General features: G+C 63.5%; 11 protein-coding genes and 1 pseudogene. 3 read left to right on the plus strand and 9 right to left on the minus strand.

Features of this window, described 5'->3' with window-relative positions:
- The first annotated feature begins 22 nt into the window (after positions 1-22).
- The 3 genes from AC3ISG_RS10860 to AC3ISG_RS10870 are packed head-to-tail and all read left to right on the plus strand — an operon-like array spanning position 23 to position 3,090.
- Entirely contained in the window at positions 23-1,021 is a 999-nt protein-coding gene (locus tag AC3ISG_RS10860) for a LacI family DNA-binding transcriptional regulator (protein ID WP_489299239.1), read from the plus strand.
- Between the two features lie 43 nt (positions 1,022-1,064).
- Positions 1,065-2,549: a xylulokinase gene (gene xylB, locus AC3ISG_RS10865; protein WP_489299240.1), complete on the plus strand. Its 1,485-nt coding sequence runs from the start codon at positions 1,065-1,067 to the stop codon at positions 2,547-2,549.
- Positions 2,550-2,556: 7 nt separating this feature from the next.
- Positions 2,557-3,090 (plus strand): GNAT family N-acetyltransferase, encoded by a 534-nt coding sequence (locus tag AC3ISG_RS10870; RefSeq protein ID WP_489299241.1) that lies wholly within the window; start codon positions 2,557-2,559, stop codon positions 3,088-3,090.
- Between the two features lie 928 nt (positions 3,091-4,018).
- Here the strand turns inward: AC3ISG_RS10870 and AC3ISG_RS10875 are convergent.
- The 9 genes and pseudogenes from AC3ISG_RS10875 to AC3ISG_RS10915 all read right to left on the minus strand — a co-directional run bounded on the left by AC3ISG_RS10875 (position 4,019) and on the right by AC3ISG_RS10915 (position 15,927).
- Entirely contained in the window at positions 4,019-5,074 is a 1,056-nt protein-coding gene (locus AC3ISG_RS10875) for a permease (RefSeq protein WP_489299242.1), read from the minus strand.
- A gap of 84 nt (positions 5,075-5,158) precedes the next feature.
- Positions 5,159-6,751, minus strand: coding sequence for an ABC transporter ATP-binding protein (locus AC3ISG_RS10880; protein WP_489299243.1), 1,593 nt, complete (start codon positions 6,749-6,751; stop codon positions 5,159-5,161).
- Between the two features lie 8 nt (positions 6,752-6,759).
- Positions 6,760-7,782 (minus strand): ABC transporter permease, encoded by a 1,023-nt coding sequence (locus AC3ISG_RS10885; protein ID WP_205483104.1) that lies wholly within the window; start codon positions 7,780-7,782, stop codon positions 6,760-6,762.
- The gene (locus AC3ISG_RS10890) at positions 7,782-8,852 is read right to left on the minus strand and encodes a microcin C ABC transporter permease YejB (protein WP_489299244.1); all 1,071 of its coding nucleotides are present in this window, start codon (positions 8,850-8,852) and stop codon (positions 7,782-7,784) included. Before AC3ISG_RS10890 ends, AC3ISG_RS10885 begins: the two co-directional genes overlap by 1 nt.
- A gap of 1 nt (position 8,853) precedes the next feature.
- Positions 8,854-10,716 carry an extracellular solute-binding protein gene (locus AC3ISG_RS10895; protein ID WP_489299500.1) on the minus strand — a complete coding sequence of 621 codons (1,863 nt, stop codon included), beginning with the start codon at positions 10,714-10,716 and terminating at the stop codon, positions 8,854-8,856.
- A gap of 239 nt (positions 10,717-10,955) precedes the next feature.
- A pseudogene (locus tag AC3ISG_RS10900) lies at positions 10,956-13,792 on the minus strand (TonB-dependent receptor).
- A 116-nt stretch (positions 13,793-13,908) separates the two neighbouring features.
- On the minus strand, positions 13,909-14,310 hold the full coding sequence (locus tag AC3ISG_RS10905) for an ExbD/TolR family protein (protein ID WP_172612470.1): 402 nt from the start codon (positions 14,308-14,310) through the stop codon (positions 13,909-13,911).
- Positions 14,310-15,017, minus strand: coding sequence for a MotA/TolQ/ExbB proton channel family protein (locus AC3ISG_RS10910; RefSeq protein ID WP_122625422.1), 708 nt, complete (start codon positions 15,015-15,017; stop codon positions 14,310-14,312). Before AC3ISG_RS10910 ends, AC3ISG_RS10905 begins: the two co-directional genes overlap by 1 nt.
- A 52-nt stretch (positions 15,018-15,069) precedes the next feature.
- Entirely contained in the window at positions 15,070-15,927 is an 858-nt protein-coding gene (locus AC3ISG_RS10915; protein WP_489299245.1) for an energy transducer TonB, read from the minus strand.
- Positions 15,928-16,204 lie beyond the last annotated feature (277 nt).

Consider the following 16,204-nt stretch of genomic DNA (forward strand, 5'->3'; position numbering starts at 1 on the left):
CAGGCCTGAAGGAGTCGGCGCAGTGATCAAGATGGAAGACGTGGCGAAGCGGGCGCGGGTATCGACGTCGACCGTCTCCCACGTGCTCAACGGCACGCGCAAGGTCAGCGCCAAAACGATTGAAGCGGTGCAGCGAGCGGTTCAGGACTTGGGCTACATCCCCAATACCCTGGCGCGCTCGCTGGCCCGTTCGCGCACCCACACCATCGGCGTGGCGATCTCGGCGCTGTCGAACCACTATTTCAGCGAGACGGTGCACGCCATCGAAACCGAATGTGCGCGCCACGGCATCATGATGTTGTTCGTCGACACCCATGACGATCCCGCCCAGGAACTGCAGGTGGTTCAGGCGCTGCACCATCGGCGGGTGGACGGCATTCTGCTTGCGCCGTCGAGCGATCCGCAGCAGGCAGCGTTGACTTACTTGCGTAACAACGCCATTCCCAGCGTGCTGGTGGACCGCATGGCGGTTGAGGGTTTCGATCAGGTCGGCGTCGAGAATCGCCAGTCCACCGCTGCGTTGGTGACGCACTTGATCGGCCACGGTCATCGGCGCATCGGCATGATCGCCGGCCATCGTGGGCTGAGCACCACGGAGGAGCGCATCGAGGGTTACCGGCAGGCGCTCAGTGAAGCTGATGTGCCGTGGGACCCGCAGTTGTTGATCGACGGTGAGTCGAACAGCGAATCCGCGCGGGTCGCCACTTCAGCACTGTTGCACCTGGACCCGCCGCCCACGGCGATTCTGGCGGCGAACAACCTGATGACCATCGGCGCCATGCACGCGCTGCGCGACGCCACTATCGAGGTGCCGGGGCAGATGGCGCTGGTGGGTTTCGATGATTTTGACTGGGCGGATTTTTTCCTGCCGCGCTTGAGCGTGATCGCTCAGCCGGTGCAAGCCCTGGGCGCGCGCGCGGTGCAGTTGCTGCTGCAGCGCATCGATGCACCCGAGGGTAAACGAGTGTCGGAGCGACTGGCGCCGACGCTACGCATTCGTAATTCGTGTGGATGCCCTTGAGGGGCCGCTGCCAGGCACCGAATATTTCAGGAACCGGATTTTCATGAATCAGCTTGTTTCCCTGGGCATCGACCTCGGCACGTCCGAACTCAAGGCCATTTTGCTGGATGCCGACGGCGAGGTGCTGGCCCAGGCCGGTGCGCGCGTGGAAGTCAGTCGGCGGCAATCGGGCTGGTCGGAGCAGAACCCCGCTGATTGGTGGCAGGCCTGCCTGTCAGCCCTCGGGCAGTTGCGGACAAGCGATCCTCAGGCATGGGCGCGGATCGGCTGCATCGGTTTGTCGGGGCAGATGCACGGCGCGGTTCTGCTGGATGCGGCCGAGCAGGTGCTGTATCCGGCGATTCTCTGGGACGACTCCCGCGCCGTGCAGCAGGCGTCGCAGCTTAACGAAGATTTGCCGGAGTACGCCGAGGTCACCGGCAGCCTGGCCATGGCCGGGCTTACCGCGCCGAAGCTGTTGTGGATGCGGCAGGACGAACCGCAGCTGTTTGCGCGCATCGCCAGCGTGTTGTCGCCGAAGGATTACCTTCGTTTGTTGCTGACCGGCGAACAGATCAGTGACATGTCCGACGCCGCCGGCACCTTGTGGCTGGATGTGGCGAAGCGCCAATGGTATGCGCCGATGCTCCATGCCACCGGGCTGACGGTCGAGCAGATGCCCCGGTTGCTGGAAGCCGATCAATTGTCTGCCGGGCTGAGCGCTGAGGCGGCGGATGCGCTGGGTTTGCCGTTGGGTCTGCCCGTGGCCGCAGGCGGGGGTGACAACCCGGTTTCCGCGGTAGGCATCGGCGCGATCAACGCAGGCGATGCGTTCGTCACCCTCGGCACCAGCGCGGCCATCGTCGCGATCACCGATCATCCGGCGGGCAATCCGGCCAGCGCCGTGCACAGCTTTTGCCACGCACTGCCGCAGCGCTGGTACACGATGGGGGCGATGCTGGCCGGAGCGAGTTGCCTGCGCTGGGTCACCCGATTGTTGGGTCAGGCCAGTGAGCAATCCTTGCTCGATCAGGTTCACGCTGCGTTGCCGGTCGATCAGCCGGTGGCGATTTCAAATCCGCTGTTTCTGCCGTACCTCGCCGGTGAGCGCACGCCCCACAACGACCCGCTGTTGCGCGGTGGGTTCATGAGCCTGGGCCATGACAGCACGCCCGCGATGTTGGGTTACGCGGTGCTTGAAGGCGTCGGTTTCGGGCTGCTGGACGCGATGAACGCCACGCTGTCGGCCGGCGCTACGGTCAACGCCTGCGCCTTGGTGGGCGGCGGCGCTCGCAGCGAATACTGGGCGCAGTTGCTGGCCAATATTCTGGATCGCGAGGTGTACACGCTGCACGGCAGCGAACTCAGCGCGTGCATCGGCGCGGCAAAGCTTGGGTTTTTGTCGATCGGGGAAGGGGCTGAGCTGTTGAAACAGGGAATGCCGGTGAAGGCGCGCTATCAGCCGATGCCGGAAGTGCAGGGTGCGTTGCAGGTGCGTTATCAGAGATTTCGCGGGTTATTGACGGCAGCGAAGGGATTACGGGAGTGAAACCGAGATGACCACGACGATCAAGCGACTGACCCCTGACCATGCCGCAGCTTATCGAGCGCTGATGCTCGACGCTTACCGTCTGCACCCTGACGCGTTTACCTCCGATGTCAGCGAGCGCGAAGCGCTGCCGATCGCTTGGTGGGAGAAGCGGCTGGCAACGGGTTCTGAGGTGGCGGACGTGGTGTTTGGCGCTGTTGATGGGGGCCATCTGTTGGGGGTCGCCGGTCTTTCCGTTGAAAGCAGAAAGAAGGCCCGTCATAAATCTACGCTGTTCGGGATGTATGTTCCGCACGCCCATCGCGGCGAGGGTCTCGGGCGGGATTTGGTTGCAGGCGTGCTGGATCATGCACGGGGCCAGTCGCAGCTGTTGCTTGTTCAGTTGACGTTTACGCAGGGCAATCGCAGCGCCCAGGGCCTTTATGAGCGGATGGGGTTTGAGGTGTTTGGCGTGGAGCCGTATGCGGTGGCGGTGGGCGAGGGGTATGTTTCAAAGGTGCATATGTGGTGCGATTTGAGAGGGGGTTTGGCGGGCTATTAAGGCGTTGCTGCTGAAACCGGATCAAGATCCTCAAGATCAAGAGCGTCTGCCTGGGGGCAGACTGTTTCGCCTTCGGCGAGTTACTTGGAAAAGCACCCCAAGTAACCAAGGGTGCCTGCTCCTGGTTTGGCCCTCCTGCGTCGGGTTCCCTCACTCCGGTCCCGCTCCGTGGGCCCGCGCCGAACGGGCATCCATGCCCTGACGGCGCTCTCGCCGCATCCATGCGGCTCGACCCACCGCGCGAGACCTGCGTTCAGCCTGCACCCAAGTCGCGACTGGCGGTGACTGGGCTTTTTGCGTATGAAGATCAAAAGCAGATCAAAAGCAGATCAAAAGCAGATCAAAAGCAGATCAACGGCAGGTCACGGGAACGGACTTGTGGGAGTGAGCTTGCTCACGAAGGGGTCGGTACATCCAGCGGATATCTGATCTCTGAGGTAAAGCATTCGCGAGCAAGCTCGCTCCCACAGGTAGGGTGTCATCAGCAAAATTGTTGGTGTATGGGCCTCTTCCCGGCTAAAGCCGGTCCTACTCAGAAATCGCATGCATCCAGCGGGATGGGCGCCGACTGTAGGACCGGCTTTAGCCGGGAAGCTCTTGATCTTGATCTTCATACACAGCTAGCCCAGACGACACCCATCGCGACTTGGGTGCAGGCCGAACGCAGACGACGCGCAGTGGGCCGAGCCGCATGGATGCGGCGAGAGCGCCGTCAGGACATGGATGTCCGTTCGGCGCGGGCCCACGGAGCGTCGTCGAAGTGAGGGAATCCCGACGGAGGAGGGACCCAACCAGGAGCAAGCACCCTTGGTTACTTGGGGTGCTTTTCCAAGTAACTCGCCGAAGGCGAAATGCTCTGCCGTTAGGCAGAGCCGCTGTAGATCTTGATCTTGATCTTGATCTTGATCTCGAGATCTTGATCCTGGCCTTACAACAGAGCGGCCCCGACCAGGCCACTCAGGACCCCGACCAGCATGGTCAGCACCCCCACGATCACCAGCACCTTGGCGTCGAAGGATTTACGCAGCATCAGCAGCGACGGCAGGCTCACGCTCGGCAGCGTCATCAGCAACGCCACCGCCGGCGCAGTGCCCAGCCCCAAAGCCAGCAGCGTTTGCACGATCGGAATTTCAGCAGCCGTCGGGATCACAAACAGCGTGCCGACGATCGCCAGCGGCACCAGCCACAACAGGCTGTTGCCCATCGCGCCGTCCACGTGAGGGAACAGCCAGACCCGCGCGGCGCCCAGAATCAGCACGGCGATGACGTAAATCGGGATGGTCGTCCAGAACAACTGCCAAATCGTCTTGCCCCATCGCACCAGCAAGCTGCCTTCGTCCGGCATTTCGGCGTTGGCCACGGCTTCCAGCGCCTGCTCTGGCAACACTTCCGGGCGAGAAATGCGTTGCGCAATCAGGGAAACACCGATCACCAGCACCAGGCCCGCCACCAGTCGCAGGGCCGTAAAACCCCAGCCCAGCACGAAGCCCATGAACACCAGCGTGGCCGGATTGAGCACCGGGTTGGCGATCCAGAAGGCCAATGCCGCGCCCACCGAGACGTTCTGCTTGCGCAAGCCCGCAGCCACGGGCGCTGCGCAGCAGCTGCACATCATGCCCGGCAGGGCGAACAGGCCGCCGCGAATCGTCGAACCCAGCCCGGCACGGCCGAACATTTTCAGCAGCCAGTCCCGGGGGATCAGCACCTGTAGCAGCGAGCCGAGGATGACTGCCAGCACGGCGGCCTTCCAGATGGCCAGAAAATAGACCTGGGCGTAGGCCAGCGCGGCTGCCCACGGCGTGGCCGGGTTGTCGTTGATGATCGAGCCGCCGATGGTGTGGGTGTCGGCGGCGATGAAGGACTTCAGGTAATACGGCGACCACTTGACGTAGTACAAGCCGATGGCGGCCACCAGCAGGAAGGCCAGGGGTTTCCACCAGAACGACCAGCCGCGGCGTTCGGAGGTGAGCGGAAGGGCAGTCATGACAGGCACCAGAGCAAGAAATCGAGGGGGCGGGATGATACGCCGTGGCCGGGCATTATAGTAGGTGTCGCCAGGTATGTCGGCTCATGCCCGTCCGCCGAAATCCAGCCCGGAGGCGCGCAACAGTTCCTGGGTGTAGGGCTGGCGCGGGTTGCCGAAGATCTCCCGCGCCGCGCCTTGCTCGACCACTTTGCCGTCCTTGATCACCAGCACGTCGTGGGCCAGGGCGTGAACCACGGCCAGGTCGTGGCTGATGAACAGATAGCTGAGGCCGTGGCGAATCTGCAGATCCCGCAGCAAGGCCACGATCTGCTTTTGCACGGTACGATCCAGCGCCGAGGTGGGTTCGTCGAGCAGGATCAGCTCCGGTTCCAGCACCAGCGCCCGGGCAATGGCCACGCGCTGGCGCTGACCGCCGGAGAATTCGTGGGGGTAACGATGGCGGCTGGCCGGGTCCAGACCGACTTCGCCGAGCACGCGAATCACTGTCTCTTCACGCTCGGCCGGGGTGCCGATGCCGTGGGTCAGCAACCCTTCGGCGATGATCTGCTGCACCGTCATGCGGGGGCTCAGGCTGCCGAACGGGTCCTGAAACACCACCTGAATGCGCTTGCGCAAGGGCCGCATCAGTTGCTGGCTGCGCAGGCTCAGTTCCTTGTTGCCGAAGCGGATGCTGCCTTCGGAATCGATCAGCCGCAGGATCGCCTGACCCAGGGTCGATTTGCCCGAGCCGGATTCGCCGACGATGCCCAGGGTCTGGCCCTTCAACAGCTCGAAACTCACCCCATCCACCGCCTTGATGTACTGCCGCTCGCGCCGCAACAACGGTTTGGGCAACGGAAACCAGACCTTCAGCGCGTCCACCGACAGCAGCCTCTGGGTGTGCTCGCCGGGCACCGGTTCGCCGTCGGGTTCGGCATTGATCAGCAGGCGGCTGTAGGGGTGTTGCGGATCGGCGAACAGCGTCTGGCACTCGGCCTGCTCGACGATTTCCCCGGCGCGCATCACGCAGACACGCTGGGCAACGCGCCGGACCAGATTGAGGTCATGGCTGATCAGCAGCAGCGACATGCCCAACCGTTGTTGCAGGGATTTGAGCAGCTCCAGAATCTTCAGCTGCACCGTGACGTCCAGCGCAGTGGTGGGCTCGTCGGCGATCAGCAGTTCGGGTTCGTTGGCCAGGGCCATGGCGATCATCACCCGCTGGCGCTGGCCGCCGGACAGTTGATGGGGCAGGGCCTTAAGCCGCTGCGGCGGGTTTTGAATGCCCACCAGACCGAGCAACTCCAGGGTGCGCTCGCGGGCGGCCTTGCCCTTGAGGCCCTTGTGCAGGGCGAGGATTTCGCCGATCTGTTTCTCCACGCTGTGCAGCGGGTTCAGCGAGGTCATCGGCTCCTGAAAGATCATGGCGATGCGGTTGCCGCGCAGCCCCCGCAGTGCTTTGTCGCTGGCTTTAAGCAGATCGACGCCCTTGTAGCGAATGCTGCCCTGGGTGCTCACGGACTTGGCCGGCAGCAGGCGCAGGATCGAATGCGCGGTCACCGATTTGCCCGACCCGGACTCGCCGACCAGCGCCAGGCATTCGCCGGGCTGGATGTCGAGGTCGATGCCGTGCACGACTTCGGTGCCGTTGAAGGCCACGCGCAGGTTGCGGATCTGGATCAGAGGGTCAGTCATGGCAGCGCTCAAGTTCGGGGATCGAAAGCGTCACGGCAGGCTTCGCCGATGAACACCAGTAGCGTGAGGATCAACGCCAGGGCGCAGAACGCCGTGACGCCCAGCCACGGCGCCTGCAAGTTGCGTTTGGCCTGGCCGATCAGTTCGCCCAGGGACGCGCTTTCAGCGGGCATGCCGAAGCCGAGGAAATCCAGCGCGGTCAGTGTGGCGATGGCGCCGGTGACGATGAACGGCAGGTAGGTGAGGGTGCTGGTCATGGCATTGGGCAGAATGTGCCGCCACATCAGCGCGCCGTCGCTGAGACCCAGGGCGCGAGCGGCTTTGACGTATTCCAGATTGCGCCCGCGCAGGAACTCGGCACGGACCACGTCGACCAGCGCCAGCCAGGAAAACAGTGACATGATCCCCAGCAGCCACCAGAAATCCGGCTCGACGAAACCCGACAGAATGATCAACAGATACAGCACCGGCAGCCCCGACCAGACTTCCTGCAAGCGCTGGCCGATCAAATCCGCCAGCCCGCCGTAATAGCCCTGAATCGCTCCGGCGAACACGCCGATCACCGTGCTGATGGCGGTCAGCGCCAACGCGAAGAGTATCGATACGCGGGTGCCGAACAGCACCCGCGCCATGACGTCCCGCGCCTGGTCGTCGGTGCCCAGCCAGTTGCGCGCGCTGGGCGGGCTGGGGGAGGGCTCGCGCAGTTCGTAATTGACCGTGTCGTAGCTGAAGGGGATCGGCGCGAAGAGCATCCAGCCGCCCCTGTCGGCGATCAGTTTGCGCACGTAGTCGCTGGAATAGTCCGGCTCGAAAGGCAGCTCGCCGCCGAAGTCGGTTTCGAGATACTGATGCAGGGCCGGGAAGTACAGCTCGCCCTGATAGCGGACGATCAACGGCTTGTCGTTGGCGATCAGTTCGCCGCACAGGCAGATGACCAGCAACGCAACGAACAGCCACAGCGACCACCAGCCGCGACGGTTGGCCTTGAAGTTGGCGACACGGCGCTGGTTTTGCGGGGAAAACTCGAACATCAGGCGCTCCTCGCGGAAAAATCGATGCGCGGGTCGACGAGCGTGTAGCACAGGTCGCCCACCAGCTTGATCAACAGGCCGAACAGGGTGAACAGGAACAGCGTGCCGAAGACCACCGGGTAATCCCGGGAGACGGCCGCTTCGTAGCTCATCCGGCCGATGCCATCGAGGCCGAAGATGGTTTCGATCAGCAGCGAGCCGGCGAAGAACACCTCGATCAGCGCCTGGGGAATGCCCGCCACCACCAGCAGCATGGCGTTGCGGAACACGTGGCCGTAGAGCACGCGCTGCTCGCTGAGGCCCTTGGCCCGGGCGGTGACCACGTACTGGCGGCCGATCTCGTTGAGGAAGCTGTTTTTAGTGAGGATCGTCAGCGTCGCGAAGCCGCCGATGACCAGCGCGCTGACCGGCAACACCAGATGCCACAGGTAATCGCGCAACTTGCCCAGCGGCGAGAGACTGTCGAAGTCGTCCGAGAACAGGCCCTGGGCCGGAAACCAGCTCCAGTAGCTGCCGCCGGCAAACACCACGATCAGCAGAATGGCGAACAGAAACGCCGGGATGGCGTAGCCGATGATGATCACCGTGCTGCTCCAGACATCGAAGCGGCTGCCATGCAGCACGGCCTTGCGGATGCCCAGCGGGATCGAGATCAGGTACGTGATCAGAGTTGCCCAGAGCCCGAGGGATAGCGTCACCGGCAGCTTTTGCAGAATCAGCCCGGTCACCGTGGCGCCGCGAAAAAAGCTGCTACCGAAATCCAGCTGCGCGTAGTGGGTGAGCATCAGCCACAGGCGCTCGTGCAGCGGCTTGTCGAAACCGTATTGGTGCTTGATCGCTTCCACCAGTTCAGGGTCCAGGCCTTGGGCGCCCCGGCTGATGCCGCCGGTGGCCGCAACTTCGCCCCCACCGCCACCAATCCCGCCCGTCGGGGCCATGCCCTGAACCCGGGCGATGGCTTGTTCGACGGGACCGCCCGGCGCTGCTTGCACGATGAGAAAATTGACCACCAGAATGCACAGCAGCGTGGGGATGATCAGCAACAGGCGACGCAGGGTGTAGGCGAGCATGTCACTGGCCCTCCGTGGTTGGCGCAGGATGCATTTTCGTCACGCTGCTTTGTGGCGCCAGACGCGCAGCCATTTGCGCAGCCATCTGCGCATCGGTCAGTGGCACTCGGCTGACTTCCCACCAGCTTTCCAGGCCGACGTCGTAGATCGGCTCGATCGCCGGCTTGCCAAAACGGTTGGCAAACACCACCGGCGTGCCTTGGGAGTAGTAATTCGGAATCATGTAGAAACCCCAGAGCAGGACCCGATCCAGCGCCCGCGCGTAGTGCAGCATGTCGTTGCGGTTATTGGACGCGACCAGGCCGTCGATCAGGCGGTCGACCGCCGGATTGCGCAGCACCATGGCGTTGGAGCTGCCGACCTGCCGGGCGCTCTGCGAGCCGAACAGGTTGTACAGCTCGCGGCCGGGAGAGAGGATCGGATTGCCGTTGCTGGGCAGGGTGACCACGATCATGTCGTAGTCCCGCGCGTTCAATCGGTTCATGTACTGCGCCGAGTCCACGCGACGAAAATTCAGGGTGATGCCGATCTGCGCCAGCACGCGCTTGTATGGCAGCACCAGCCGCTCGAAACCGCCTTGGCCGTCGAGGAAGGAAAACTCCAGCGGCTGACCGGCGGCGTTCACCAGCCGGTTGTTTTTCGCGTGCCAGCCGGCATCTGCCAACAGCTTCAGGGCCTTGAGCTGCTTGTCGCGGATGTAGCCGCTGCCGTCAGTCTTCGGTGCGCGCCAGACTTGATCGAAGACTTCATCCGGCACCTGGCCGCGCAGGGGCTCGAGAATGCTCAGCTCCTGGGCGTCAGGCAGCTCGGTGGCCGCCATCTCGCTCTTCGGGAAATAGGTTTGTTCGCGCACATAGAAGTTGCGCATGATCTGGCCGTTGACCCATTCGAAATCCCAGAGCATCGCCAGGGCTTCACGGACACGTCGGTCCTGGAACATCGGTTTGTCGAGATTGAACACGAAGCCCTGACCGGCCACCGGGCGGCGCTTGGCCAGAATGGTCTTTTGCAGGCGGCCGTCCTGCAGGCTCGGCGTGGTGTAGCCGACGACATAGCCGGCCGAGGAGAACTCGCGGTTGTAGTCGAAGTTGCCGGCCTGGACCAGCTGACGGGCCACGTCGACATCGCCATAGAAATTCACCGTCAGCGCGTCGAAATTGTAGAGCCCACGGCTGACCGGCAGGTCTTCGCCCCACCAGTCCTTGACCCGCTCGAAACTGACGCTGCGCCCGGCGTCGACCCGCGAAACGCGGTACGGCCCGCTGCCCAGCGGCGGTTCGAAGCCGCCGCCCTTGGTGAAGTCGCGGGTCTTCCACCAGTGCTCGGGCAGGATGCGCAGGCTGGCCAGGTCCAGTGCCAGGGTGCGGTTGGTGCCGGTCTTGAAATCGAAGCGGATCTGCCCCGGCGCTTCGATGACCGCGTCCTTGACGTCGGCGTAGAGCGGTCGATAGCTGAAGCTGCCCTGCGTGATCAGGGTTTGCCAGGTGTAGCGCACGTCTTCGGCGGTGATCGGCGTGCCGTCATCGAAGCGCGCCTTGGGGTTGAGGTAAAAGCGCACCCACAGATTGTCGGGATCGCGTTCCATCTTCTCGGCGACCAGCCCGTACACCGTGTAGGGCTCGTCCAGTGAGCGGTAGGCCAGTGGCGCGTACACCCAGGAATCGATCTGGCTCACGGAAATCCCCTGGTCGACATAGGGCGTGAGGTAGTTGAACTGGCCGATCTCCTCGGACGCGCGGCTCATGGAACCGCCTTTGGGCGCGTCGGGGTCGACGTAATCGAAGTGCTGGAAATCAGCGGCGTATTTCGGCGCTTCGCCATAGACGGTCAGCGCATGCACCGGCGCGGCAAAGACCTGAGGCATGCCAAACAGCAGCGAGGTAAAAAACAGCACCGTGTACAGCAATGCCACGCCCGGCAACAGGCGTGGCAATGAAAGAGGAGGGGGGCACATGGGCGGACAATCCTTGAGAGCAAGTCGAGGCATCAGTGGCGCCGCGAAAAATCCCCTGACCCGTTCCCGTGGACGAGGCCGGGTCAGGGGGCGCGATTGCGCAGAAGCCGCCCGACGCGCCGGAGCATTAGCGCGTCGGGTGGTGATGCTTAGAAGTGATACGTCGCCCGCGCGAACAGCGTGCGGCCCAGTGGATCGGCGTAACGAGGGTCGTAGCCGGACTGGAAGTTGTAGGCCTGGTTGGTGAACGGCGGGTCGCGGTCGAACAGGTTGCGCACGCCGGCATCGACGTCCAGCACCTTCTCGAAGGTATGGCCCACCGACAGGTCCCACAGCGAATACGACGGCACGGTGCCGTTGGTGCTGCGGTCGTAGTCGTTGTAGCCGCTGGTGAAGCGGTTGGTCAGGGAGGCACGGCTGTCGCCGAGAGTCCAGCTGCCGATCAGCACGTGTTTCCAGCGCGCAATCACGCCATCACCCTGGAAGTCGCCGACCTTGTCGGTGTACGGACCGTCGATGATGTTCTGGAAGTCGTAGCGGTTGACGTAGGTCCCGGTCAGCCCCAGACCGAACTGGCCATACGGCGTGTTCGGGAAGCGGTAGTCCAGGGTCACGTCGACACCGTTGGTCTTGACGATGCCCAGGTTGGAGTTGCCGGTCACGATGTTGGCGATGGAGCCGTCGGCGTTGCGGATGATGCGATCGCCGTACAGGTCCGATTGGTCGAACACGGTGGATTCCGGGAACGACTGGATCTGGTTGGAGATGTGAATCCACCAGAAATCCAGGCCCATGGAGAGGTTGTTCATCGGCTGATACACGAAGCCCAAGGTGACGTTGCGGGCTTTCTCCGGGGACAGGCTCGCGTTGCCGCCGCTGCGGTTGAGGAACTGCTGATTACAGTCGCGACCCGCCTGACCGCCCGGTTGCACGGTACCGCCGGCGCAAAGGGTCGGATCATCGTAGTAACCCTGGCTGTAGGCCAGGCTCTGCGGGGCGTACAGCTCGTACAGCGACGGCGCACGGAAACCTTCGCTGTACGCGCCGCGCATGACCAGCTCTTTGAACGGCTGGAAGCGGAACGAGTATTTCGGGTTGGTGGTGCTGCCGAAGTCGCTGTATTTGTCGTGGCGCACGGCGGCGGTCAGTTCCAGGCTGTCGATGACTGGGACGTTCAGCTCGGCGTATTCGGCCTTGACGCTGCGATCGCCGGACACCGAGCCTGCTGAATCGAGGCCCAGGCTGTTGATGTCGTCGACGAAGTCCTCGTAATCCTGGTGCAGTTTTTCCTTGCGGTATTCGCCGCCCAGCGCCAGACCGGATTCGCCGGCACCGAACCAGTTGCCGATCTCGCGGCTGATACGTCCGTCCACGCCATAAACGCGGCCGACGGCGGTGGAGTATTCGCCGTGGTACGCCGCATCGTCGATGTACTGCTGACCCGCCGCCGATTGCGGGCCGAACGGGTTGAGCAGGCCGCTGGCCAGGCCCGCCTTGAGGGCGGCGTCGCTGGCGTAACCCGATGTCACGCTGGAAACGACCTTGCTCTGGTTGTAGTTGGCGCCCAGGTTGTAATCCCAGCCGCCGACGGTGCCGTCGAAGGTCAGCAACAGGCGCTGGTTGGTGTTCTGGTCCTTGCTGCCACGGGGGCCGGCGGCCGTTTCACGCCAGGCGGTGTCCACCGGCTGGGTCGGGTCGAGGGCGAAGTTGTTCGGGCCGGGGGTAATGCCGTTGCCGGGGTAATACGGGGAGGACGGGTCGATGCTCAGGCCGGTCAACGGCGCCGGGCCGATGCTGGTGGCGTTGTTGTTGCGGGCGAAGAAGTATTCGAGGCTGACGTTGTGGTCTTCGGCCAGCTTGCCGGTGGCGCGACCGAAGAACGAGGTCTTCTCGGTCTGCGGCACCAGGTCGATGTAATCGCGGGTGCTGAACCGGCACAGCCCGTTCACGCTCACCAGGCCCGGTCCGGCGCAGTTGGGCGCGAGGGGGTTGCTGCTGTTATTGCCCTGGTAGTAGTTGCCGGGGTAAGCGGTGCCCGAGGTCTGGTTGAGACCGCGGCCCGGGACGTAATCCTTGTCGAAAGAGCGGTCGTTGGCGTCGAGGTTCTGCTGTTTGTTGTAGTTGAACACGCCCATGACGTTGAAGCGGTCTTCGTCCAGATCACCGAAACCCCAGCTGGCGCTGACGTCCTTGCTGGCGCCGCCACCTGGCCGTCGGGGTGTCGCCGCCGAGGCTCAGGGTGCCGTCGGTCAGCGACTTCTTGGTGATGAAGTTGATCACGCCGCCGATGGCGTCGGTGCCGTACAGCGCCGAGGCACCGTCGCGCAGCACTTCGATGCGGTCGATGGCGGCGAACGGAATCATGTTCAGGTCGATGGCGCTGCCGTTGGGCGTGCCGACGCCGGACAAGGCGTTGTTGGCCAGACGGCGGCCGTTGAGCAGGATCAGGGTTTTGTTGGCGCCGATGCCGCGCATGTCGGCATAGGAAGCGCCACCGGTGGACGCGCCGACCGAGCCTGCGCTGTTCATCATCGACTGGCTGCCGGTGATGCGCTGGACCATCTGTTCGGTGGTGGTCACGCCCTGTTTCTTCAGCTCGTCGGCGCGCAGGATGGTCACCGGCACGGCAGTTTCCGCATCGGCCCGGCGCACGGCCGAACCGGTCACTTCCACCCGTTTGAGCTGGGTGGTCGCCGGCGCGGCAGCCACCGCCGCAGCGGGCACGGCGGCTTCACTGCCGGTCGCGGCCTCGGCTGCGCTGTCCGTGCTGTCGGCGCCATAGGCCGGGCTCATGCCGACCGCCAGTGCGCAAATCAGCGCACGGGGGGGGCGTTGTACGGCAACAACAAGGGGCTTGAGGGTAAAACCAGGAAAGCTCATCAGCATGGTAGTTTCCGACTTATTCCAGATGTTATTGAAATGGCCTTGTGAGCCCTCGTTGCTCCGACGCGGTGGTAGCGGTCGGGAATTTCCTTATTTCAAGCAAGCCGCTCCCCTCCGGGGCAAAAACCCGGACGGCGGTGAATCGGGAGAAGGGTGAGCAGCGCCGCAGCGGGTGCGGCGTCTGCTTCAAGTGCAGATCAACGGCGGGTCATGGGCCAATCATTTCGAGGTCATCACTGAAATCTTGGTGATGCCCGAGCGCTCGATGGACGCCATCGCCTTGGCCACCTGGCCGTAGTTGACGTTGGTGTCGGCCTGCAATTGCACGCGCACCTCCGGGTCCTTGGCCTTGACGTCCTTGAGGCTGATCTCCAGGGATTCCGGCGCGACTTCGGATTTGGCCAGGTAGAACTTGCCGTCCTGGTCGACGCTGACCACCACCGGGTCTTTTTTGTCGGCGGCGGCGACGGCGTCGGTTTTCGGCAGGTTGACCTTGATCGCGTTGGTCATCAGCGGCGCGGTGACGATGAACACCACCAGCAGCACGAGCATCACGTCCACCAGCGGCGTGACGTTCATTTCGCTGAGCACCTCATCGCTGTCTTGGGTGGAGAACGACATCAGCTCGCCTCCCGCACAGCCTGGCTGTGCTTGCTGGCGATGGCCTGACGGTTGATGGCGAAGGCGCTGCGCTGGGCGAGGGCGTCGAAGTCGTGCGCGAAATCATCCATGTCGGCGACGGCGAGCTTGAGACGACGCAGGAAGAAGTTGTAGATCAGCACCGCCGGCACGGCGACGGCGATACCGACACCGGTGGCAATCAGCGCGTGACCGATGGGGCCGGCCACGGTTTCCAGGCTGGCCGAGCCGCTGGCGCCGATGCTCTGCAACGCTTCCATGATCCCCCAGACCGTCCCGAACAGGCCGATGAACGGCGCCGTGCTGCCGATGCTGGCGAGAATGGCCTGACCGGCTTCCAGGGCGCGGCGTTCTTTCTGGATCTGCTGGCGCAGGTTGCGTTCCAGACGGTCGGAGCGGTTGATGGTATGGGCAAGCTGCTGGGTGTTGCGCGGCGTCTCGTCTACCGTCATGGCTTCGAAACCGCTGTTGGCAATGCGCGCCAGAGAGCCCGGGTATTGGCTGGAGTGCTCAGCAGCGGTGAGCAGATCCGGCGCCGCCCAGAAGGCTTTGGCGAACTGTTTGTTCTGGGTCTTTAAGCGCAAGTACTGTGCGGATTTGATCAGCAGCAGCCCCCAGCTCAGCACCGAAAACACCACCAGCGCCCACAGTACGCCGGGGACAATCATCGAAGAGATCGATTCGTTCATGGTTACACCTCACCCGCTATATAAAGAGTTGTTGTTGATGGGCTGACCGGGTTCATTCGGGCAGCTTGAAGTCGATGGTTTGCGTCGCGAAGCCTTCGATCGGGGTGTCACCGCGCTTGGCCGGAATAAACTTCCAGTTGCGCACCGTTTCCACCGCCGCATCGTCCAGCACCTGCTTGCCGCTGGATTTGGTCACCTCGACCGTGCCGGCGCGGCCGTTCGGCAGCACCTTGATGCGCAGGATTACCCGGCCTTCCATGCCCTTGCGCAGCGCCGCGCCGGGGTATTCCGGTGGCGGGTTGCCCAGGCTGGCGAGCCCGGAAATCGCGGCCGACTCCTTGGCCGGCGCCGCCGGTGCAGCAGCCGGGGCCGGTGGGGCGGGCGAGGGCGAAGGTGCGGCGGGCGCAGGCGGGCTCGGCGCAGCGGGTGCAGCCGGCGCGGGCGGTGTGGGCTTTTTCACCGGTTCGGGTTTCTTCACCGGCTTGGGCTTCTCGACCTTCGGTTTTTCGACGGGCTTTTCCACCGGTTTCGGCGGCGGCTTGACCGCGTCGGGGTCCTCGACCGGTTGCTCCGGTTCAGGGGGCGGCGGTGGTGGCGGTGGCGGTTCAGGCGGCGGCGGTGGCGGTGGCTCAGGTGGAGTTTCCGGGGTTGGCGGTGTCGGGCTGGTCAGTTCCACGGTCATCTCGGGCACTTGCGGCGCAACTTCCGGGACGTCGGCTTTGGCAGTTTGCATATACCACCAGAGGGCGCCGTGAATAAGGACCGAGGCGGCAATCAATATCAACACGTGCGACCGGCTTAATTCACCCGGGCGCGATGTGTTTTCCTTGAAAGGAATACGCGGCCAGGCCATGGACAGTGCGTCCGGCGCCGGGTCAGGTATGGCTTTCGTTTTTACCGCGTCATTCATTAAAGCTCCCTCGGGTCGTTGAAGGGCAATAAGGGTCCGTTCAAACAAGTTGCCCTGTTTGAAGTTGACGTCCGTGCTGTCGCAAGCACGAGGCCTGGGAGAGCAGGTCTCTAAAGAACCACTCTTATAAGTGCTGTGACTGCGTGAGCTATGGAGGCGACATTGCAGTTCCCTGATTGCTTGTTGAGTACGAAGAAGTACGTCTTTGTTTCAGCGTCACTGGCTAACGAACATCGCTATTGCAACCGCTATGCCAGTCAAGGGCTCTAGCCAGCGG

Source organism: Pseudomonas sp. GL_135, from assembly GCF_057834665.1.

What these genes read in the sequence shown, in the direction of transcription:
- xylB (WP_489299240.1), top strand. Translation starts at nt 1,065, where the DNA reads ATGAATCAGCTTGTTTCCCTGGGCATCGACCTCGGCACGTCCGAACTC.
- AC3ISG_RS10870 (WP_489299241.1), top strand. Translation starts at nt 2,557, where the DNA reads ATGACCACGACGATCAAGCGACTGACCCCTGACCATGCCGCAGCTTAT.
- AC3ISG_RS10875 (WP_489299242.1), bottom strand. Translation starts at nt 5,074, where the DNA reads ATGACTGCCCTTCCGCTCACCTCCGAACGCCGCGGCTGGTCGTTCTGG.
- AC3ISG_RS10880 (WP_489299243.1), bottom strand. Translation starts at nt 6,751, where the DNA reads ATGACTGACCCTCTGATCCAGATCCGCAACCTGCGCGTGGCCTTCAAC.
- AC3ISG_RS10885 (WP_205483104.1), bottom strand. Translation starts at nt 7,782, where the DNA reads ATGTTCGAGTTTTCCCCGCAAAACCAGCGCCGTGTCGCCAACTTCAAG.
- AC3ISG_RS10890 (WP_489299244.1), bottom strand. Translation starts at nt 8,852, where the DNA reads ATGCTCGCCTACACCCTGCGTCGCCTGTTGCTGATCATCCCCACGCTG.
- AC3ISG_RS10895 (WP_489299500.1), bottom strand. Translation starts at nt 10,716, where the DNA reads ATGCCTCAGGTCTTTGCCGCGCCGGTGCATGCGCTGACCGTCTATGGC.
- AC3ISG_RS10905 (WP_172612470.1), bottom strand. Translation starts at nt 14,310, where the DNA reads ATGTCGTTCTCCACCCAAGACAGCGATGAGGTGCTCAGCGAAATGAAC.
- AC3ISG_RS10910 (WP_122625422.1), bottom strand. Translation starts at nt 15,017, where the DNA reads ATGAACGAATCGATCTCTTCGATGATTGTCCCCGGCGTACTGTGGGCG.
- AC3ISG_RS10915 (WP_489299245.1), bottom strand. Translation starts at nt 15,927, where the DNA reads ATGAATGACGCGGTAAAAACGAAAGCCATACCTGACCCGGCGCCGGAC.